Annotated in this window: 16 protein-coding genes; 11 read left to right on the plus strand and 5 right to left on the minus strand. The window is 69.9% G+C overall.

All coding sequences use genetic code 11. From position 1 onward, the window contains the following. Together ACYVIO_RS02720 and ACYVIO_RS02725 are read right to left on the minus strand one after the other, a co-directional pair. Positions 1–1,896, minus strand: coding sequence for an FtsX-like permease family protein (locus ACYVIO_RS02720; protein WP_460649024.1), 1,896 nt, complete (start codon positions 1,894–1,896; stop codon positions 1–3). A 119-nt stretch (positions 1,897–2,015) separates the two neighbouring features. Then, entirely contained in the window at positions 2,016–2,570 is a 555-nt protein-coding gene (locus ACYVIO_RS02725) for a TetR/AcrR family transcriptional regulator (protein WP_460649025.1), read from the minus strand. Between the two features lie 91 nt (positions 2,571–2,661). Here ACYVIO_RS02725 and ACYVIO_RS02730 point away from each other — a divergent pair, with 91 nt between their 5' ends. Next, the gene (locus tag ACYVIO_RS02730; protein WP_460649026.1) at positions 2,662–5,175 is read left to right on the plus strand and encodes a bifunctional FO biosynthesis protein CofGH; all 2,514 of its coding nucleotides are present in this window, start codon (positions 2,662–2,664) and stop codon (positions 5,173–5,175) included. 494 nt (positions 5,176–5,669) lie between these two features. On the opposite strand, the gene ACYVIO_RS02735 is transcribed toward ACYVIO_RS02730, so the two are convergent. Continuing rightward, a complete protein-coding gene (locus ACYVIO_RS02735; protein WP_460649027.1) occupies positions 5,670–6,284 on the minus strand; it encodes a hypothetical protein in 615 nt (204 codons plus the stop codon). Beyond that, positions 6,277–8,244 carry an acyl-CoA dehydrogenase family protein gene (locus ACYVIO_RS02740; RefSeq protein ID WP_460649028.1) on the minus strand — a complete coding sequence of 656 codons (1,968 nt, stop codon included), beginning with the start codon at positions 8,242–8,244 and terminating at the stop codon, positions 6,277–6,279. Before ACYVIO_RS02740 ends, ACYVIO_RS02735 begins: the two co-directional genes overlap by 8 nt. 82 nt (positions 8,245–8,326) lie before the next feature. On the opposite strand from ACYVIO_RS02740, the gene ACYVIO_RS02745 reads away from it, so the two are divergent. From ACYVIO_RS02745 to ACYVIO_RS02790, 10 genes are all read left to right on the plus strand, one after another. Beyond that, complete coding sequence (locus ACYVIO_RS02745; protein WP_460649029.1) at positions 8,327–8,722, plus strand: TOBE domain-containing protein; 396 nt, start codon at positions 8,327–8,329, stop codon at positions 8,720–8,722. Next, a complete protein-coding gene (modA, locus tag ACYVIO_RS02750) occupies positions 8,723–9,532 on the plus strand; it encodes a molybdate ABC transporter substrate-binding protein (RefSeq protein WP_460649030.1) in 810 nt (269 codons plus the stop codon). A 38-nt stretch (positions 9,533–9,570) separates the two neighbouring features. Further along, positions 9,571–10,380 carry a molybdate ABC transporter permease subunit gene (modB, locus tag ACYVIO_RS02755; protein WP_460649031.1) on the plus strand — a complete coding sequence of 270 codons (810 nt, stop codon included), beginning with the start codon at positions 9,571–9,573 and terminating at the stop codon, positions 10,378–10,380. Then, the gene (locus ACYVIO_RS02760) at positions 10,377–11,444 is read left to right on the plus strand and encodes an ABC transporter ATP-binding protein (protein WP_460649032.1); all 1,068 of its coding nucleotides are present in this window, start codon (positions 10,377–10,379) and stop codon (positions 11,442–11,444) included. Before modB ends, ACYVIO_RS02760 begins: the two co-directional genes overlap by 4 nt. A gap of 192 nt (positions 11,445–11,636) precedes the next feature. Continuing rightward, positions 11,637–12,590, plus strand: a complete 954-nt coding sequence (locus tag ACYVIO_RS02765) for a catalase family protein (protein ID WP_460649033.1) — start codon at positions 11,637–11,639, stop codon at positions 12,588–12,590. 241 nt (positions 12,591–12,831) lie between these two features. Beyond that, complete coding sequence (gene lanKC / locus ACYVIO_RS02770) at positions 12,832–15,396, plus strand: class III lanthionine synthetase LanKC (protein ID WP_460649034.1); 2,565 nt, start codon at positions 12,832–12,834, stop codon at positions 15,394–15,396. Between the two features lie 4 nt (positions 15,397–15,400). Further along, a complete protein-coding gene (locus ACYVIO_RS02775; RefSeq protein ID WP_012924049.1) occupies positions 15,401–15,538 on the plus strand; it encodes a SapB/AmfS family lanthipeptide in 138 nt (45 codons plus the stop codon). An 85-nt stretch (positions 15,539–15,623) separates the two neighbouring features. Then, positions 15,624–17,552 (plus strand): prolyl oligopeptidase family serine peptidase, encoded by a 1,929-nt coding sequence (locus tag ACYVIO_RS02780; protein ID WP_460649035.1) that lies wholly within the window; start codon positions 15,624–15,626, stop codon positions 17,550–17,552. After that, positions 17,549–19,204, plus strand: coding sequence for an ABC transporter ATP-binding protein (locus ACYVIO_RS02785; protein WP_460649036.1), 1,656 nt, complete (start codon positions 17,549–17,551; stop codon positions 19,202–19,204). Before ACYVIO_RS02780 ends, ACYVIO_RS02785 begins: the two co-directional genes overlap by 4 nt. Continuing rightward, entirely contained in the window at positions 19,201–20,895 is a 1,695-nt protein-coding gene (locus tag ACYVIO_RS02790; protein ID WP_460649037.1) for an ABC transporter ATP-binding protein, read from the plus strand. The genes ACYVIO_RS02785 and ACYVIO_RS02790 overlap by 4 nt, the downstream gene beginning before the upstream one ends. On the opposite strand, the gene ACYVIO_RS02795 is transcribed toward ACYVIO_RS02790, so the two are convergent. Continuing rightward, the gene (locus ACYVIO_RS02795) at positions 20,874–21,473 is read right to left on the minus strand and encodes a response regulator transcription factor (RefSeq protein WP_460649038.1); all 600 of its coding nucleotides are present in this window, start codon (positions 21,471–21,473) and stop codon (positions 20,874–20,876) included. The genes ACYVIO_RS02790 and ACYVIO_RS02795 overlap by 22 nt on opposite strands. Between the last annotated feature and the right edge of the window lie 392 nt (positions 21,474–21,865).

The following is a 21,865-nucleotide window of genomic DNA, read 5'->3' on the forward strand; positions in this document are numbered from 1 at the left end:
TCACTCCCGACCGCTGAGGACCACGACCGGACTGAACCTGGTCGTGGTCCAGGCCGTGATCGCCGCCGTACCGCCGACGACAGCGAGGGATCCCGCGAGGATGAGCCCTAGCAGCCGCCACGGCACGGCGACTACCACGACACCGAACATCTGCGCGGTCCCGGCAGCGATCCCCGCCATCGCAGCTCCGGCGACGACACTGCCCAGCAGTACGCCGACCACGACCACCGTGAGCGACTCGACCGTCGCGATCCCGACGACCTGTCGACGCGTCAGCCCCGCCATCCGCGCCAGCGCGAACTCCCGCCGCCGTTCGGCCGCCGCCATCACGACGGCGTTGACCACAGCCACCGCCGCGTAGATCCCGGCCAGCCCCATCAAGACCACGAAGATCCCGGTATCGTCCCGCTGCTCGACGGCGGCCTTGTCCTCAGCCCACTCCTTCACCGTCCGCACCTCACCCCCGCCCTCGCCGCCGAGCTCGCGCCCGACCTCCTTCAAGTCGGCACCACGATCCACCTTCACCAACGTCTCCGTCGCACCACCCAAACCCTCGGTCAATCCCTTCGGCACAAAGAAGTTCTCCGTCACGTCCAACGTCTCCGGCATGATCGCCACCACCTTCAACGGCAGCTGCTTGCCCCCGATCGTCGCCGTCAACGACTCCCCGAGCTTGTACCCCTCGACCGCCATCCCCGGCCCGATCGCAATCGTTGCCCCCGACAACTTGTCGAGCGATCCCCTGCGCGGCCCCAGCTCGTGCGTCCGCTGGTACGCCGCAGGATCGATCCCGACCGCCTCCGAGTACCGCGTCGCCTTCTTCTTCCCCACGATCGTCACCGGCACGGTCGTCTGCTCCGACACCGCCGCGATCCCCTCGCCCGGCGCGACCGACCCCTCGACCACCAGGTCCGCCGAGATCAGCTGCCGCTGCTCCTCCCCCACTGCCTTCGCCAGCGACCCGAACACACCCCACAGCCCGGCCAGCAGTCCGACCAGCACGATCAGCGGCGCCGCGGTCGCGGCACTTCGCCGTACGGCGTGCAGCACGCCGGCCTTCGCGAGATCGGTGACGACGGAACCTCGCAGCACCAGCGCCGGGAGCCGACCGGCAATCGGTACGACGACCGGGCTCAGCTGGCTCAGCGCGACCGACCCGCTGATCATGACCACGAGCGCGATCAGTAGCCCAGCCACGAAGTCTCCGGCGGCCTGGGCGGCGATCACCATCACCACCGTGAACGCGGCTGACGAAAGGCCCCAGAACCACCGCCATCCGGTCATCACCGGCATCGTCCGCGGCAGGTCTCCGATCGCCTCCAGTGCGCTGACGCGCGACGCTCGCCAGGCTGCGGCGAACGCGCCGACCACCGCCGTTCCCACGCCCACGAAGGCGGCGACCCACATGGTCCCCCAGATCCACGGCGCCTCGAACCAATGCGGGAGCATGCCCAGCTCGATCAGCAGCGTCGACTGCGCCCAGGACCCGAGCAGCCCGAGCGGCACTCCCAAAGCTGTCCCGACCAGGCCGAGCGCCGTTGCTTCGAGCAACAACATCAGGCGCAGGCTGCCGCGCTGGGCGCCGACCAGCCTCAGCAACCCGAGCTCCCGCCGCCGCTGCACCACCGCAAACCCGAATGTCGTACTCACGACGAAGACAGTCAGGAAGACCGCCAGCATCACCGACATGCCGAGCAGCGTCGCGGCCCCGGCATAGCCGTCGCGGATCTTCGACCGCTCGAGCCCGGACAACCCCGGCGGTAGCGAGGGCACGTCGGTCGCGGCCATCACCTGCAGGGCGGACTGGATCAGCCCGACCCCGAACGCCACCGCCACCACCGCACCCGCGAACAGGTGCCACCGATCCCGCAACGCCCCCAGCGACATCCTCAGCATGCCCCCAGCCAACCGTCGCAGCGGCCGCCTGTCCCGGGCCGGCAAGCCCCACCCGGGGTAACGCGTGCGCTACCCCGGGGGAGAGAGGAGGCGCCCCACCCTCTCCCGGGAGTGCTGGCCTACCGCAGGTAGACCAGCAGAGCGGCGACATCCGCCTGTGCGAACGGCCTTGCTCGGACAAGGGACTGCAGGATGAGTCCGTCCAGTGCTGCGACCAACAGACTGGCCTTCTGGCGGTTGGTGGTGAACGTCCGGGCAATCTCCGTCAGCGGTTGCAGCCAGGCCCCAGCCACCTCCCGCAGCTCCGGCCGTCGCGCGGCGAGCAGGTACAGCTCGTACGCCGCCAGCGTGCGCCCGCGGCGGTAGACCAGCAGGTGCTCGACCAGCCGGGCCAGCTCGTCGGCGGGCCGAGCGCCGAGCTCGGTCACCCGTTCGTGCAGCTCGGCAGTGAGGTCCTCGGCAGCCCCGGTCAGCGCCGCGATCAGCAGGTCGTCGAGCGACGCGAAGTGGTACGTCGTCGAAGCCACCGAAACTCGAGCCTCAGCAGCAACAGCCCGGTGACTCACCCCCGCGACACCGGCCCGCTCGATCACCGCGATGGTCGCCCGCAGCAACTCGTCCCGACGCAGCGCACCCCGCACTCGCCGACCATCAACACCCTGTGTGACCTGCACAAACAGCAAACTAGCAGGACAGACGTACTAATTGTTTTTGACCCCGGGAATCGCAAGATCCGGGGTGTTCGAGCGCCTAGGCTCGGATCCCGTGACCTCGACTCTCAGCACCGCGATGCGGCGAGCGCTCAAGCGCGCGGACGACGGCAAGACCCTGGACCAGGCCGAGGTGGAGGTGCTGCTGACGGCCTCCGGCGAGGCGCTGGACAAGCTGATGGCGACGGCAGGCCGGGTCCGCGACCAGGGCCTCGAGGACGCCGGTCGCAGCGGGATCGTCACGTACTCCAAGAAGGTCTTCATCCCGCTCACCCGGCTCTGCCGCGACCGGTGCCACTACTGCACCTTCGCGACCACGCCGGGCCGCGTCGAGTCGCCGTACCTGAGCCCGGACGAGGTGCTGGAGATCGCCCGCCAGGGCGCGGCCCTCGGCTGCAAGGAGGCGCTCTTCACGCTCGGCGACGCCCCCGAGGACCGCTGGGACGCCGCCAAGCAGTGGCTGGACGAGGCGGGCTACGACAGCACCCTCGACTACGTCCGCGCGATGGCGATCCGGGTCCTGGAGGAGACCGGCCTGCTCCCGCACCTGAACCCCGGCGTCATGTCCTGGCAGGACCTGCAGCGGCTGAAGCCGGTCGCACCGAGCATGGGCATGATGCTGGAGACGACCTCGCGCCGGCTGTTCGAGGAGAAGGGCCAGCCGCACTTCGGTTCGCCCGACAAGGACCCGTCGGTCCGGCTGCGCGTGCTCGAGGACGCCGGCCGCTCGAACGTGCCGTTCACCACCGGCCTGCTGATCGGGATCGGCGAGACGATCGAGGAGCGCGCCGACTCGGTGTTCGCGCTGCGTCGCGTCGCTCGCCAGTACGGCGGGATCCAGGAGGTCATCATCCAGGGCTTCCGGGTGAAGCCGGACACGGCGATGCGCAACGACGAGGACGTCCCGCTGCACGAGTGGCTGGCCGCGATCGCGGTGACCCGGATCGTGCTCGGCCCGCGCGCCCGCGTCCAGGCCCCGCCGAACCTGGTCGACCTGGACGAGGCCAAGCTGCTGCTCGCCGCGGGCGTCGACGACTTCGGTGGCGTCTCGCCGCTGACCCCGGACCACGTGAACCCCGAGCGCCCCTGGCCGCACCTGGACGACCTGGCCAAGCTGACCGCCGACGCCGGGTTCACCCTGCGCGAGCGGCTGACGGCCCACCCGGAGTACCTGCGCGAGCCCTGGCTCGACCCGCGCCTGATCTCGCACGTCGAGGCGCTCGTCGACCCGGCGACCGGCCTCGCGAACGAGGCCGCGATGCCGAAGGGTCTGCCCTGGCAGGAGCCGGACGGCGGTTGGGACTCGGTCGGCCGCACCGACCTGCACACCGCGATCGACACCGAGGGACGTCGTACGGAGACCCGCTCGGACTTCGACGCGGCGTACGGCGACTGGGACGTCCTGCGCGAGGACGTTGCCCAGCGCAAGGCTCCGGAGCGGATCGACGGCGACGTGAAGGAAGCCCTCGCCGCGGCCGAGCGTGACCCGGCCGGGCTGTCCGACAGCCAGGCGCTGACGTTGATGACGGCAACGGGTCCGGCGCTCGACCAGCTCGCGAAGATCGCCGACGACCTGCGCAAGGCCGTGGTCGGCGACGACGTGACGTACGTGGTGAACCGGAACATCAACTTCACCAACGTCTGCTACACCGGCTGCCGGTTCTGCGCGTTCGCCCAGCGCCGGACCGACGCCGACGCGTACTCGCTGTCGATGGACGAGGTCGCCCAGCGGGCCGAGGAGGCCTGGGTGATCGGCGCGACCGAGGTCTGCATGCAGGGCGGCATCCACCCCGATCTTCCTGGTACGGCGTACGCGGACCTGGTCCGCGCGGTGAAGCAGCGCGTGCCGGAGATGCACGTGCACGCGTACTCGCCGATGGAGATCGTCAACGGCTCGGTCCGCACCGGCTTGTCGATCGAGGAGTTCCTGATCTCGGTCAAGGAGGCCGGGCTGGACAGCATCCCCGGGACGGCCGCCGAGATCCTCGACGACGACGTGCGGTGGATCCTCACCAAGGGGAAGTTGCCGACGGCAAGCTGGATCGAGGTCATCTCGACCGCGCACAAGGTCGGACTGCCGTCGTCGTCCACGATGATGTACGGCCACGTCGACTCGCCGCACCACTGGGTCCAGCACCTGCGCACGATCGCGGCCGTCCAGGACCAGACCGGTGGCTTCACCGAGTTCGTGCTGCTGCCGTTCATCCACACCAACTCGCCGATCTACCTGGCCGGCGTGGCCCGCCCCGGCCCGACGTACGACGAGAACCGCGCGGTGCACGCGATGTCGCGGATCATGCTGCACGGCCGGATCGACAACATCCAGTGCTCCTGGGTCAAGCTCGGCACCGACGGCTGCGTCGCGGTCCTCAACGGCGGCGTCAACGACATCGGCGGCACGCTGATGGAGGAGACCATCAGCCGGATGGCCGGCTCCAAGCACGGCTCCCGCAAGTCCATCGAGGAGCTCACCGCGATGGCGACGGCCGCGGGCCGTCCCGCTCGCCAGCGCACCACGACGTACGGCGAGGTCACCCAGCACCCGGTGACCGAGCTCGAACTGGCCTGACGCACGAAAGCCCCCGTCCACAAGGGCGGGGGCTTGTCCCGGTGGTATCGGTCCCCAGTCGCACCGGTACCACCCGGACAAGAAAACGCCGATCGCGCCGGGCGTCGGTCACCACCTCACTGGCGACCGGCGCCCTGTGTGGCACGACCGGCGTCTTGCTCTGCCCCGAGAGGGCGTTCGGCCCGAAGGATGGTGGGCCTGAACTCAGTTCCGCGGCCGGCAGGGGAGGTACAGTTCCGGTCGCGGACGGGAGTTCGCGGTTCCACCAAGAGCCTGTGCCGGCGACCCGTCCGCCGCCGACAACTGAACGTTGTCACGCGAGCCCGGAGCGGGACCATCCCCCGGATCAAACATTTGCATTGGCTTTTCAGAAGGCGACAGACTGTATACATCTCGTCACGGAATGTGCCGATGTTGCCTGCCGCAACAAGTAAAAAGCTTGCGTGCTTGATTACCGGACTGGCCCGGATCCCCGTGCTGGAAGGGAATCAGGCTCAGTACGGGTAGGTGTCGTCGCGCCGCGTGGGGTCCATGTCCCACAGCGAGAACTCGACCACCTTGTGGGACTCCTCGCCGCCGGCCGGGCTCAACCCGACCGTGTCGTAGTCCTTGGAGCCGAGGCCGTCCAGGTAGCCGAGCAGCTCGAAGGCCGACCGGGCGTCCTCGATGTCGTCGATCACGTCGTCGTTCTGCGCCTCGTCGGCACGGCTGCGCACGTAGGCGACGAACGCCTCCGGGTCGGTCACCACGAAGTCGTAGCGGGCCTGGTAGCTGAGGCGCAGCCCGTTCTCCGGGACGATCGGCTCGTCCATCTCCGCGACGCCCTCGACCAACTCACGGTAGTCCGCGGGGTCGTCGAAGTCGTCCGGCCCGAGCGGAACGTCGTCCAGCTCGTCGGGGTCGTAGGAGTCGATCCCCAGGAAGATGTCACCCCAGCCGCGTTCGTGCACGGCGTCGGCCAGCACCCGGGACTGGATCCGCACGTTCTCGATCGCCGTCGTGGCCCGCAGGTCGTGCAGGTCAAGTGCGTCGGCCTGGGCCAGCAGGACCTTGGCAAGTTCGCGGGCGGCCTCGGCGGCCGAGGCGGGCTCCACAAGCGGCTCACTCATGCAGCGACCGTACAACCATCGGTACGTCGACCGCCGCGCCCGGTACGCCGAACGCGTCCACGAGGTCGGTCGCGTAGGCGCGGACGCGGGCGCACAACTCGTTCACCAGCGCCGTGATCGCCTTCGAGCGTGGGCCCGACAGCCGCCCGTGCTCCATGAACCAGGCCCGGTCGTTCTCGATCGTCGCGAGCGCGTGCAGGTCGTACAGCTCCTTCAGCCTGTCCTGCGTCTCACCCTCTGGAGCAACCTGTACGGCGTGCTGGAAGGCCTCCAGCACGACCCGCTCGACGTGCGCGCGCCCGGCGGCGATCACGTGGTCCTGGCACCGGTTGAACACCTCGAACGCCTCGTCGCCGGCATCGATCCCCGCCTTCAGCCGCCGCGCGACCCCGGACAGCATGTGCTGCTCGCGGAACCGCAGCATCCCCGAGTGGTAGTCGTCGTCCCGCAGCCCGGCGTCCGGGTCGGCGGAGTCGGACCGATTCGGTACGACGTCGCGCAGCCGCTCGATCAGTCCGCGCAGCGCGGTCTTCTCGACCGCGATCTCGACCGCCTGACCGGCGACGAACCGCGCGGTGCCCAGCGGGTCGAGCTCGCCGAACGATCGCCGGTAGTCGGTCAGCAGCCCCTTCGCGACCAGCTGCAGCAGGACGGTGTTGTCACCCTCGAACGTGGTGAACACGTCGGTGTCGGCCTTCAGCGCGGACAGCCGGTTCTCGGCCAGGTACCCGGCACCACCGCACGCCTCGCGGCACATCTGGATCGCCTCGGTCGCGTGCCAGGTCCCGAGCGCCTTCGTACCAGCTGCCTGCGCCTCCAGGGCCCGCCGGTCGTGCTCGTTGCCGCCGGTGCCGCCGCCACGCCCGTCACTGTCGTCGTGGGGCGCGTCGTCGTCCGCGCCGAAGATCCGGGCGAAGTTGTCGACCAGCTCGGCCTGGGCGAAGTGCATCGCGTAGGTCCGGGCCAGCAGCGGGAGCAGCCGTCGCTGGTGCATCCGGTAGTCGAGCAGCAGCGCCTCCTCCGGACTCCCCGGCGCACCGAACTGGCGGCGCTGGTCGGCGTACCGGACGGCGATCGTCATCGCGACCTTGCTCGCGTTGATCGCGGCGCCACCGACCGAGACCCGGCCCTGGACCAGCGTGCCGAGCATCGTGAAGAACCGCCGGTCCGGGTTCTCGATCTCGCTGCGGTAGGTGCCGTCGGCATCCACCTGCGCGTACCGGTCGAGCAGCGCCTCGCGCGGCACGCGGACCTGGTCGAAGACGATCCGCCCGTTGTCGACGCCGTTCAGCCCGAGCTTCGGGCCGCAGTCGGTGAGCGTCACGCCGGGCAGCGGCTCACCGGCGTCCGAGCGGATCGGCACCAGCAGGCAGTGCACGCCGTGCGTCTCGCCACCGACGACGAGCTGCGCGAACACCGCCGCCAGCTTTCCGTGCCGGGCCGCGTTGCCGATGTAGTCCTTGCGCGCCGACGCGGTCGGGGTGTGCACGACGAACTCGCCGGTCGCCTCGTCGTACGTCGCGGTGGTCTCCAGCGACTGCACGTTCGAGCCGTGGCCGGTCTCGGTCATCGCGAAGCAGCCGAGCAGGTCGCCGGTGAGCGCGTCGGCCAAGTAGCGGTCGTGGTGCCGCTCGGTGCCGAGATGCAGGATCGCGCCGGCGAAGAGGCCGAACTGGACGCCCGCCTTCACCATCAGCGACAGGTCGCCGTACGCGAGCGTCTCGAAGCCGGCGATGAACCCGCCGAGATCGCCCTGGCCGCCGTACTCCTTGGGGAAGCCGCGGGACGGGTGCCCCTGGGCGGCGATCTCCTTCAGCGTCCGGAGCACCTCGTCGCGGTACTCGTCCCTGGTGAGGCGCAGCCCGGCGTCCAGCAGGGACGCGTGACTGGCCAGTCCGTCCCGTACGACGTCGCGTGCGGCCTTGTGCGGCCCGTCCAAGTACTCCCGCAGCCCGGTCATAGACCAAACCTATGTCGCGAACTACAAAAACGAACGGAAAAGCAGAGCGGGTTGCCGCACCTGCGGCTCTAGAGTGTCCTTCATGCCGAATTTGCGGATCAGTGAGGCGGCCGCGCTACTCGGAGTCAGTGATGACACCGTGCGGCGCTGGATCGACAACAAGCGGCTTCCGGCCACCGAGCAGGGCGGGCGGATGGCTGTGGACGGCCGGGCGCTGGCGGTGTTCGCCCAGGAGCTCGCCGACTCACCGGAGCCCGGTACGACGACCGCCGCGTCGGCCCGCAACCGGATGCGCGGCATCGTCACCCGCGTCGTCAAGGACGGCGTGATGGCGCAGGTCGAGATGCAGGCCGGACCGTTCCGGGTCGTCTCGCTGATGAGCCGCGAGGCGGCCGACGAGCTCGGCCTGGAGCCCGGTGTGGTCGCCGTCGCCTCGATCAAGTCCACCCACGTAGTCGTCGAGATCCCGGAGGTCTAGATGTTCCGCCGTACCAGCTTCACCCGCCGAGCCCTCGCCGTTGCGCTCACCGCGACCGTCGCGCTCGGCCTGGCCGCCTGCGGCGACGACACCCCGGCGGACTCCTCGCCGTCCGCGTCGGCCGGCGCGAGCAGCAGCGCCGCGATCTCGGGCACGGTGAACGTCTTCGCGGCCGCGTCGCTGACCGGGACCTTCACCCAGCTCGGCAAGGACTTCGAGGCCGCGCACCCGGGCGTCAAGGTGGTCTTCAACTTCGCCGGCAGCTCGGCCCTGGCGACGCAGATCAACCAGGGCGCTCCGGCCGACGTGTTCGCGTCGGCGGCACCGAAGAACATGGACCAGGTGACCGACAAGGGGACCGCGACGACGTTCGTGAAGAACGTGCTGGAGATCGCCGTACCGAAGGGCAACCCGGGCAAGATCACCGGGCTGAAGGACTTCACCGACAAGAACCGGAAGATCGCGCTCTGCGCCGAGCAGGTGCCGTGCGGCGCGGCCGCGCAGAAGGTGTTCGCCGCGGCCAAGCTCACGCCGCAGCCCGACAGCCTCGAGCGGGACGTGAAGGCCGCGCTGACCAAGGTCAGCCTCGGTGAGGTCGACGCGGCGCTGGTCTACAAGACCGACGTCCTGGCTGCGAAGGACAAGGTCGAGGGGATCGAGTTCCCGGAGTCCGCGCAGGCGGTCAACGAGTACCCGATCGCGACGCTGACCAAGGCCCCAAATGCCGACGGCGCCAAGGCGTTCGTCGACTTCGTGCTGTCGGCCGACGGTACGAAGGTCCTCACCGCGGCGGGCTTCGACGCTCCGTGAGTTCGCGGCGGCAGGATCGCCTGCGGCAGGATCGCTCCATGAGCATCCGCCGCAGGCGACGGACCGGCGGCCGGTTGCCGCTGGTCCTCGTCCTGCCGGCACTCCTCGGGCTCGCCTTCCTGCTGGTCCCCCTGATCGGCCTGCTCGCCGAGGCTCCCTGGTCGACGCTTCCGTCCCGCCTCTTCAGCGCCGAGGTCGGCCAGGCCCTCCGGCTGTCGTTGCTCTGCGCCAGCGCAGCGACGGTGATCTGCCTCTTCCTCGGCATCCCACTGGCCTGGCTGCTCGCCCGCGCCGAGCTCCCGGGCCGCGGCCTCCTTCGCGCTCTGGTGACGGTCCCGTTGGTACTCCCACCGGTCGTCGGTGGTGTCGCGCTGCTGCTCGTCCTCGGCCGCCGCGGCCTGATCGGTGAGCGGCTGGACCTCTGGTTCGGCTTCTCCCTCCCCTTCACCACCGCCGGCGTGATCGTCGCCGAGGCGTTCGTCGCGATGCCGTTCCTGGTGATCTCCGTCGAAGGCGCACTCCGGGCGGCCGACCCGCGCTACGAAGAAGCCGCCGCGACGCTCGGCGCCGGGCGCTGGCTGACCTTCCGGCGCGTCACGCTGCCGTCCATCGCGCCGGGCATCGTCGCGGGCGCCGTCCTCTGTTGGGCCCGCGCGCTCGGGGAGTTCGGCGCCACGATCACGTTCGCGGGCAACTTCCCAGGCCGTACGACGACGATGCCGCTGGCCGTCTACCTCGCGCTGGAGACCGACCCCGACGTCGCCGTCGTGCTGAGCATCGTGCTGCTGATCGTGTCGGTCGTCGTCCTCGCCAGCCTGCGCGAGCGCTGGATCAGTGGTCTGCGATGACCCTGCGCGCGGACCTGCACGTACGTCGTACCGGCTTCGAACTGGCGCTGGACCTGACCGTCGAACCCGGCGAGGTCGTCGCCGTCCTCGGTCCGAACGGCGCGGGCAAGACCACCGCCCTGCGCGCGATCGCCGGCCTGCTGCCCGTCGACGGCGGGCGGATCACCCTCGACGGCAAGGTCTGGGACGAGCCGCCGCGGACGTTCCTGTCCGCCGACCAGCGCCCGATCGGCGTCGTCTTCCAGGACTACCTGCTCTTCAACCACCTGAGCGCGCTCGAGAACGTGGCCTTCGGTCTACGCGCCCGTGGCGTCGACAAGCGCACCGCCCGCGCCGAGGCCGCCCAGTGGCTGGAGACCGTCGGCCTGACCGACCAGGCCAAGTCGCGACCCCGATCCCTCTCCGGCGGACAGGCGCAGCGCGTCGCCCTCGCCCGGGCGCTCGCCACTCAGCCCGAGCTGCTCCTGCTGGACGAACCGCTGTCCGCCCTGGACGCCGGCACCACCCTCCACATCCGCGCCGAACTGGGCCAGCATCTCGACCGGTACGAGGGCCGCACTCTTCTGGTCACCCACGACCCTCTGGACGCGATGGTCCTGGCCGACCGCCTCGTCATCATCGAGAACGGCGAAGTCGTCCAGCAGGGCAGCCCGAGCGAGGTGGCCCACCGCCCGCGCACCGACTACGTGGCCCAGCTGGTCGGCCTCAACCTCTACCGAGGCACGGCGGACGGCACCACAGTCCACCTGACCGACGGCGGCAAGGTCGCCATCGCCACCCCGGCCACCGGCCGGGTCCACGTCGCGTTCCCGCCGTCCGCGATCAGCCTCTACCCCGACCACCCCACCGGCAGCCCCCGCAACACCTGGCCGGTCGTCGTCACCAGCGTCGAACAACACGCCCACACTGTCCGGGTCCGTCTCACCCCCGCCGAAGGCTCGTCAGCTCCCACCAACCTCCTGACGGACGTCACCCCAGCGGCCGTCGCCGAGCTCTCCCTCACCCCCGGCCGCCCCCTCTGGGCCACCCTCAAAGCCACCGAAACCCAGACCTACCCGAGCTGACTCCCCCACCACCCGCCGCAAAAGTCCACTTTGAGCACCGTTCAGCCACGAATTCACCGATTCCGTGGCTGAACGGTGCTCAAAGAGACGTCCGGGGCGGCGCGGGAAGCTCCGGGAGGGGTTGTTGCCTGATGCAACAGCGTTGACGACGGATACTGGAGCGACCGGGGTCGTCGTCGGATGGGGAGCGTTGTGAGCGTGCCGAGTGTCGGGTGGCGGGAAGTGGTCGGGGCGGACGAGGCGGAGCGCCACCGGCGGCAGGGGGAACTGTTCGTCGCGATGCAGGCCCGGAAGTCGGACAAGTACGGGAACGGGCGGGCGTTGCACCGCAAGCAGGTGGCGGCGCTGCGGGCGACCTTGACGGTGCCGGGGGATCTGCCGGAGTACGCGCGGCAGGGGTTGTTCCGGGTGCCGGACAAGTACGACGTGTGGGTGCGGCTGTCGAACGGCGGGTTCAACCGCGCGGCCGACGTCGTACCGGACATTCGTGGATTCTCACTGAAGGTGCTCGGGGTAAGCGGGCCGGGAGCGCTCGGCGGGGAGGCCGTGAGCCAGGACTTCGCGCTGATCAACCACGAGCGGTTCAGCTCGGCGACCAGCGAGGAGTTCAGCACGATCGTCACCACCGCCGGGCAGACCAAGGGGCAGCTGCTGGGCTCGCTGATCAAGAAGCCCGCACTGATCCCCCGCCTCAAGGCCGTCGCGACCGCACTCAAGGAACCGTTCTCCGGCTTCGCCACCCAGGACTTCTTCAGCGCCGCTCCCATCTCCTTCGGCCCGTACGCCGCACGCGTGCGGCTCCGCGCCCTGGCCGGCTACCCCAACCCGGGAGCGGACGACTGGGCCGCAGACGTGTACGACCGGCTGGCCGGCGACCCGCTCGACTACGACGTCCAGGTGCAGTTCTTCGTCGACGAGCAGAGCACCCCGATCGAGGACGCCTCGGTCGCCTGGGCGGCGCCGTACGAGACCGTCGGCCGGCTGACGATCGGCCGGCAGAAGCCGGACGAGGAGTTCGCCGCGGAGGTCGAGGCGGCCGTCTTCGACCCGTGGAACGCGAAGGCCGAGCACCGTCCGTTGGGCGAGGTGATGCGCGCCCGGAAGGTCGCGTACTTCGCGAGCCAACAACACCGAAATGCGACCTAGACCACTCTCACGATCAAATCCATGCAAAGTTACGCGGTGTTACCTGGCTGGCACGCATCGACATGATGTAACAGTGCTTTCCCCGCTCAAAGTGACGTCGACGTAACGAAGAGTGTTTACTTACTCACTCGTAGCACATGAGTTCTTCACAGTCGACTGATGACGTCATGCACTACGCCGACCCCTCTCCCCCCGCCCAAGATTCTCCGGGGCAACCACGAGAGAGGGGGATCGAACCGCCATGGAAAGTTACGAGCTGTACTGCCTGGCCGACCGGCGTTTCTACGACTCTCCCTCCACCGCGGAAGGTCAGCCCGACTTCGCACTCGCCTCCCGGGAGATCCCGGCCGGCTGGGAGCACGTCCCCGGCGAGATGTGGATGCACTACGCGCCGAGCGACCTGGAGCTGCCGGCCCAGGGCTGGAAGATCCACGTCTCGGCCGGTCTCGCCGACGCCGAGCGAACGCTCGAGCTCGTCTGGGACTACTGCGTCCCCCGCGGCATCGCATTCAAGTTCCTGCGCAACGAGCCGGTCCTGGTGATGGTGAACTCGAAGTCCGCCCCGCGCGGTTCGAGCGGCAAGCTCGTCACCATCTACCCGACCGACGAGGCGCAGCTCGAGCTGACCCTCAAGGAGCTCGACGACCTGCTCGACGGCGTCCAGGGCCCGTACATCCTGAGCGACCTCCGGTACGCCGAGGGCCCGCTGTTCGTCCGGTACGGCGCCTTCGTCAGCCGCTACACCCTCGACCCCGCCGGTGAACGCGTCCTGGCCCTCGAGGACGACCGCGGCCAGCTGGTTCCGGACCACCGCAGCCCGACCTTCAGCACCCCGCCGTGGATCACGCTGCCGTCGTTCCTGCAGACGCATCTCGACGCCCGCAACGCGGTCACCACCAACGACCTCGCGTACACGATCGAGGGCGTCATCCAGTTCTCCAACGGCGGCGGCGTCTACCTCGGCCACCACAACGAGACCCAGGCCAAGGTCGTGCTCAAGGAAGGCCGGCCGTACGCCGGGCTGGACATGTCCGGCCGCGACGCGGTCGCCCGGATCGGTCACGAGCGCGACATCCTGCAGCGCCTCGACGGTCTCGACGTCGTCCCGCGGGTGCACGACTACTTCACCCTCGGCGACCACCACTTCCTGGTCCAGGAATTCGTCGACGCGAACCCTCTCCAGCGTGAGCTCGTACGCCGTTACCCGCTGACCCGCCCGGACGCGTCCGAGGCCGAGCTCACCGAGTACGCCGCGTGGGCGACCAAGATGGTCGGCGACGTCCAGCGCGCGGTCGGTGAGCTGCACGGCCGCGGAGTCGTCTTCTGCGACCTGCACCCGGACAACGTGCTGCTGAGCACCGGCGACCGCCTCGTCCTGATCGACTTCGAGGTCGCGACGCTGGCCGAGGACAAGGCGCGGTCCGCGCTCGCCCACCCGGGCTACGCGGCGCCCGGCGACCGCCAGGGCCCGGACGTCGACCTGTACGCGCTGGCCTGCATCGCGCTCGGCCTGTTCGCGCCGCAGGCAACGATGTTGCTGCATCTCCATCCTGGCAAGGCTTTCCAGCTCGCCGACATGATCGCCGAGACCTTCCCGGTGCCGAGGGCAACACTCGACACCGCCGTACGGACGATCGTCGGCAAGGACCTCACCGAGGACGCCGAGATGGCGGCGCTGCCGCTGCCCGGTCGGGCACCCTGGACCGACGTCCGCGACTCGATCACCAAGGCGATCGTGGCCAGCGCGACGCCGGAGCGGGACGACCGGCTGTTCCCCGGCGACATCGCGCAGTTCCACCCCGGCGGCGGGATCAACCTCGCGACCGGCGCGGCCGGCGTGCTCTACGCACTGGCGAAGACCGAAGCGGGCCGCTTCCCGGCGTACGAGGACTGGCTGCGTCAGCACGCCACGACGACCGAGATCGGCCCCGGCCTGTACGACGGACTGCACGGTGTCGCGCACGTCCTCGACGAGCTCGGGCACCGCCAAGACGCACTCGACGCGATCGAGCTGACCCTGGCCGACGACTTCGACAGCCGCGAACTGGGCCTGCACTCGGGCCTCGCCGGCGTCGGGCTCAACCTGATGCACTTCTCCGCAAGCGAGCCGAGTCTCAACAGCACGGCGACCCGCGTGCTCGACCTGGTCGCGGACCGGCTCGGCGACGTCACCGACGTACCGGAGCTGAGTGGTGAGGGGAAGCCGCGAGCCGGGCTCATGTACGGCTCGTCCGGTCCGGCGCTGCTCTTCATCACCGCGTACGAGCGGACCGGCGACACCGGCCTGCTCGACTTCGCGGAGACCGCGCTGAGGCAGGATCTGCGCCGCTGCGTCCGTACGCCGGAGGGCATGCTCCAGGTGAACCAGGGCTGGCGCTCGCTGCCCTACCTGGAGGAGGGCTCGGCCGGGATCGCGCTGGTCCTCAGCCGCTACCTGCAGCACCGACCGGACGAGGAGCTGGCCGCCGAACTGGCCGCCCTCCGCCTGGTCACCCGCTGCTCCTACTACGTGCAGCCCGGCCTCCTGATGGGTCGCGCCGGACTGCTGCTGGCTGCCGCCGAGCTGGGCGACAGCACCGACGACCTGGTCCGCGGACTCGGCTGGCACGCGCTGCCGTTCGAGGGTGGACTGATCTTCCCGGGCAACCAGTTGCTCCGTCTCTCGACGGACCTGGCCACCGGATCCGCCGGCGTCCTGCTGGCTCTGGGAACCGCGCTGCACGAGCGGCCGGTCTCCCTCCCGTTCCTCGGACCTCCCCAGTGGTCCGAGTCTCTGTCCCTACGACTTCCTCCGAAGGAGGTGTAAACACATGGCACTTCTCGACCTTCAGGGTCTGGAAACCCCGGGCTACGGTCACGGCGGGCACCACCACGGCGGCTCCACGCTGACCGTGCTGGGCTGCGGTTCCCAGCGTCCGAGCAACCTGAGCCTTCTGCTCTGCCACTGATCGGACCCCAGCTTTTCGAGGTTTCCGAAGGCCCGGGGTGGGCGGCAACTCCCACCCCGGGCCGACCTTCGTTGTGGAGGCGACCATGGACTATCCGTACGCCGAACGGCTCGCGCTCGTCGAGCAGTTGCACGGGCAGAGCGTCGCCGACCCCTACCGCTGGCTCGAGGACGCGTCGAGCGAGCAGACCCAGCAGTGGCAGGCCGCGCAGGACGAGCTCTGGCTCGCGTACGCCGGTTCGCTGCCCACCCGCTACGCGTTCCGCAGCCGCGTGAAGGCCTTGTCCGCGGTCGGTTCCGTCTCCACGCCGGTCTGGCGCGGTGACCGTTGTTTCGTCGTACGCCGTGAGCCGCGGCAGGAGCACCCGGTCCTCAGCGTCGACGGCGTCGAACTGCTGGACCCCGCGAAGCTCGACCCGAGCGGGCTGACCACGCTGGACTCCTGGCAACCATCGCCGGACGGGTCGCTGGTCGCCTTCCAGATCTCGCGCGGCGGCTCCGAGCAGTCCGTGCTGCACGTGCTCGACGTCGCGACCGGCGCGTTGGCCGAAGAGCCGATCGACGGTTGCCGCTACTCCCCGATCGCCTGGCTGCCGGACGGAAAGTCCTTCTACTACGTGCGATTCCGCCAGGTACTGCTCCACACGGTCGGCGGGTCGGACCAGCGAGTCCTCGCCGACGAAGCGTCGTACGGGCTGGATCTCAGCGCCGACGGCCGCTGGCTGACGATCTCCGCTGCGCACGGGACCACCAACGATCTGTGGCTCGCGGATCTCCGAGCGGGCGGTGCGCCGCAACCGCTCGAGGTCGCGGGCGACGCGATCACGTTGATGTCGGTCGGCCACGACGGACGCCTGTACGTCGTCACGACGCAGGACGCGCCGACCGGCCGGATCTGCGTCGGCGACCCGGAGAACCCGCTGGTCTGGCACGACTACGTCCCCGCCGATCCCGACGCCCCGCTGAGCAGCCTGGCCGTGCTCGACAAGGTCGTGCTCGTGGGCCGCACCCGCGGCACGATCGGCGAGATCGCCATCCACGACCTGGTCACCGGCCGCTACCTCGGCGACGTCCCGCTGCCCGGCCGCGGCTCGGTCGGCTCGCTGACCACCCGCCCGCTCGGTGGCCAAGAAGCCTGGTTCTCCTACACGGACAGCGTCACGCCCGCAGCGATCTACTCGTACGACGCCCTGACGGCTGAGACCAAGCTCTGGTCCCCCGCGCCCGGCGCCGCTCCGACCGTCGAGGCGACCGCGACGCCCGTCCCGTTCGAGTCCGCCGACGGCACCGCGCTCGAGCTGCTCGTCATCGCGGGTCCGGGGTCCGGCCCACGGCCGACGATCCTCTACGGGTACGGCGGTTTCGGGCAGTCGCTCACCCCGACGTACTCCGCCTTCGCCCTGGCCTGGGTCGAGGCCGGCGGCGTCTTCGTCACCGCCACCCTGCGCGGCGGCGGCGAACGCGGCCACGACTGGCACCGGGCCGGCATCCTCGACCAGAAGCAGAACGTCATCGACGACTTCCTGGCGGCAGCCGAGCACTTGATCGCCGAAGGCTGGACCACTCCGTCCCAGCTCGCCGCCTGTGGAGAATCCAACGGCGGCCTGCTGGTCGGCGCCGTCATCACCCAACGCCCCGACCTCTTCGCCGCCGCCGTCTGCTCAGCGCCCTTGCTGGACATGGCCCGCTACGAGCTGACCGGTCTCGGCGCACGCTGGGTGCCGGAGTTCGGCTCGGCCTCGGATCCCGTGCAGCTGAAGACATTGCTGAGCTACTCGCCCTATCACCAGGTCTCAGCCCAGGACTACCCAGCCGTTCTCTTCACGACCTTCGCCAACGACACCCGCGTCGATCCCTTGCACGCAAGGAAGATGTGCGCTGCTCTTCAGCATGTTTCCAACAATCCGGTACTGCTGAGAACAGATGCTGACTCCGGCCACGCCTCCGGTGGCGCGGGCAAGGGAATCACGCTCGCCGCCGACATGCTCGCGTTCCTCGACAGGCAGTTGCGATGAGCCTGGCGTTCGGTGACGTCGTCCGCCACGGCGGCAAGTGGCTCCCGGTCATCGCCCTCACCTCCGTGGGCGGCAGCTGCGTCGCGCTCGCACTCCCCTCCGTCCTCGGCCACTCCGTCGACGCGATCGTCGCCGGTCACGGCTACCAGCAGTGGTTCACGATCGCCGCCGTACTGGTTGCCGCAGGCATCATCTGCTCGCTGGTCGACGTCTTCGCCGGCACCGCCTCCGTCGCCGGTACGACGGCCTGGCTGCGCCACGGACTCGTCCAGCACGTCGTCCGCGGCGGTCCCGAAGGCACCCGCAACCACGAGACCGGCGACCTCGTCAGCCGCGTCTCCGGCAACGCGGTCGACGCCGCCCAAGCCGGCCCGGCACTCGTCAGCGCGTTCGCCGCGGTCATTCCCTCGGCAGGCAGCCTCGTCCTGCTCGCCCTCATCGACCCCTGGCTCGCCGCGGCCTTCTTCGGCGGTGTCCTGCTCGTCATCGGCGTACTCCTGGTCTTCGCCCGCCGAACGGCGCAGATCAGCCTCGCCTACTCCGAAACCCAGGGCCAGCTGGCCGGCCGCCTCACCGAGGCGCTCACCGGCATCCGCACGATCCTCGCCGCCGGCACGACGGCCCGCGAAGAGCGCCGCATCCTCACCCTCCTCCCCGAGCTCCACAGACACGGCCTGCTCACCTGGAAGGTCCTCGCCCGCTCCGGCGCCCAGGCCGCGATCGTCGGCCCGCTCGTCCTCGTCGCAGTCCTCGCCGTCGGCGGCCTGCAACTCGTCGAAGGCCGCATCACCGCCGGCGAACTCTTCGCCGCCGGCCAGTACGCCGTACTCGGCGCCGGCCTCGGCAGCCTCACCGGCGTCATCGGCGAGATCGCCCGCGCCAAAGCCGGGGTCCGCCGCGCGAGCGAGATCTTCGCCATCGACTCCCTGCCGCACGGCACGCTCCCGCTCCCCGCGGGACCCGGCAACCTGCGCTTCGAGGCCGTCACCGTCGTCGCCAACGACACCACCCTCCTGTACGACGTCAACCTCGACCTCCCCGGCGGCGCGACCGTCGCGGTGGTCGGCCCGAGCGGCGCCGGGAAGTCCGTGCTCGCCGCCGTCGCCGCGCGACTGCGCGATCCGTCGTACGGGCAGGTGCTGCTCGACGGCGTACCGCTGCAGGCCGTCCACCGCCGCTCGCTGCGCAACGCGGTCGGCTGCGCCTTCGAGCGCCCGACGCTGGTTGGCAGGACGATCGGCGATGCGATCTCGCCGAACCCGCTCAGCACCGTCCGCACGCTGGCCGCGGCCCGCGCGACGCACGCGCACGACTTCATCAGCCGCCTCCCCCGGGGCTACCGCACTCCGTTGCCTGAGGCCCCTATGTCGGGCGGCGAACGGCAGCGCCTCGGCCTGGCCCGCGCGTGGTCCGCCAGTCGGCTGCTGGTTCTCGACGACGCCACGTCGAGCCTGGACACCGCGACCGAGATGCAGATCAGCCGCACCCTCACCGAGGACAAGCACCGCCGTACGCGCCTGATCGTCACGCATCGCCCGGCGACTGCGGCCCGCGCCGACCTGGTCGTCTGGCTCGACCACGGCACTGTCCGCGCCACCGCCCGCCACCGCGATCTGTGGCACCTCTCGGAGTACCGCGAGGTCTTCGGATGAAACGAGAAGTCCAGTACGGCGTCGCTGCCCTCCGCAACCGATCCGCTCTCAAACTGGCGATCTGGTCGATCCCGGAGATCCTCCCCACCGCCATCTACGGTGTCGCCGTCGCGAAGGCCACCGACAGCTTCCTGGCCGGCCACGCCTGGCAAGGCATCGCCTGGCTCGCGGGCCTGATCGTCACCGCCTGCCTTGGTGCGGCCGGCGCCCGCCAGGTCTACAGCCGCCTCGGCGAGCTGGTCGAACCCCTCCGCGACGACCTCGTACGACGAGTGGTCGGCAGCGCTCTCCACACCGGCGACACCGCCGCCGTCGCGCGCCTCAACCGCCAGGTCGAGATCGTCCGTGACACCTTCGCCGGCCTCGTCCTGGTCGTCCGCAGCTTCGCCATCACCCTCATCGGCGTCCTGGCCGGCCTGCTCTCCCTCGCCCCCGCGATCGCCGGCTTCGTCGTACCGCCTTTCCTGCTTGGCTTTCTGGCCTCGCTAGCAGTCCTCGGCCTCGCGGCCGACCGGGTCCGCGCGTCCCTCCAAGCCGACGAGGACCTGGCCGCAGCCGCCGGCATGACCTTCAGCGGAGTCCGCGACATCACCGCCACCGGTTCGGAGGAGTTCGCCGAACACCTCACCGGCCGACCCATCGAAGCCCAGGCCAATGCCGAGCGAGCCCTGGCCCGGGTCGCTGCCCTCCGCACCCTCTGCTTCGCCGTCGGCGGCTGGGCCCCACTCCTGATCCTGCTGGCCGCCGGACCTTGGCTGGTCGGCCGCGGAATCTCCACCGGCACGCTCCTCGGCGGTCTCACCTACGTCCTGGTCGGCCTGCAGCCCGCGCTGAGCACCGTGATGGGAGCCCTCGGCGACAGCGGACTCCGGTACGTCGTCACGCTCGGCCGCATCCTTTCGGTACAGGCACCTGAGGCGACCCGGCGTACCGCAACCCCGCTCACCTGCGAGGTGCACACCAGCGGCCTGACGTTCGCCTACGGTCCCGCCGCCGAGCCGGTCATCGAAGACCTCAACCTGGTCGTTGCCGAGGGCGAGCACCTCGCAGTGGTCGGTCCCAGCGGCATCGGCAAGTCGACCCTGGCTGGACTGATCTGCGGAATGCTGCAGCCGACCGACGGCCAGGTCCTGCTCGGCGGCGTACCGGCTCACACGGTGTCGGCCGACACTCGCGTACTGATCCCGCAGGAGGCGTACGTCTTCAGCGCGACCGTGATGGAGAACCTCAACTACCTGCTGCCTGACGCGACCCCGTCGGAGGTCCAGCAGGCGATCGACGCCGTCGGCTCCGGCGCCCTGGTCGACCGCATCGGTGGCCTGCAGGCGCAGGTCAAGCCCAACGAGCTCTCAGCCGGCGAGCGTCAACTGATCGCCCTCACCCGCGCGTACCTGTCGCCCGCGGCTCTCGTCGTACTGGACGAAGCGACCTGTTTCCTCGATCCCGAGGCCGAGCGTCGTGCCGAGGAGGCCTTCGCGGCCCGCGGCGGCACGCTGATCGTCATCGCCCACCGGATCACCTCGGCGCTGCGCGCCCAGAAGATCCTCGTGATGGACGGCAACCGCGCCGCGCTCGGCACGCACGCCAGCCTGCTCAACACCTCGCCGCTCTACCAGGAGCTCCAGGGCCACTGGCACCCCGCCGAAACCTTCCCGACGCACCCGAGGTTTCAGATCCAGCCCGCGTCCTGAGCCTTCCTGATGGCCTCGATCCGGCTCCGGGCGCCGGTCTTCGCGAGGATCCGGGACAGGTAGTTCCGCACGGTGCCCGCGCTCAGACTCAGTGTCCGCGCGACCTCCTGCGCCGTCGCGCCCGTCGTCACCTGCCGCAGCACCTCGCACTCACGATCGGTGAGCGGATTGTCCCCGGCCCGCAGCGCGGCAACAGCCAGCCGTACGTCGACCACCGGCAGCCCCTTCGCCACGTCCCGCACGGCCTGGACGAACTGGTCGGTCGTCGCGTCGGTCGCGATCAGCCCGATCCGCGGCGCCTGCTTGACCAGCCCCATGCTGGTCGCGGCGATCGCCTCGTGGTCGACCAGCACCAGTACGCCGCGGCCGGTCAGCTTGCGGCACAGCTCCTCGATCCCGAGCTTGCCGGGCAGCTGTGGATCGAGCACCACGACGTGTGGACGCAGCCGGACCGAGGTCAGGACGTCGTCGGACCGGTCGAGCTCGGCCATCACGTCGAAGTCGGACTCCTTGGACAGCACCGCGGCCAGTGCTCCACGCACCAACGTGCCGCGGTGGCCGAGTACCACTCGGATCACCGCATGCCCCCATCAATCGTTTGCCTCACCTACGGGCCCTCCCGGCCCGTGACTCGAACAACGAGCGAGTTGCTGCGATGACACGCACAGATCTTCACTTTCACCCGTGGGCAGCGCTGGGAAACGGCCGGAAAACCACCCCGCGGAACGCCGGCGGCAGGCCTGGAAACCGTTCAGTTGTTGGACTTTCGGAACCTCAAGGGCAGAAAAAATCGGGGCAGATTCCCGGACAGCCCTTGCGTTCGGCTCCCCCGTCGCGCACGATGGCTCGGTCGCGTCGTTATCTCGACGTGACCATTCGGACGCTGTCCCGTGACCGAACGGGGTCGTCCGGGTGCTTGTCCCCTGCACCCCCGGAAGGGAGTGGTACCTCACCAGACTGTGGAGCCCGG

This window comes from Kribbella endophytica, assembly GCF_054781295.1.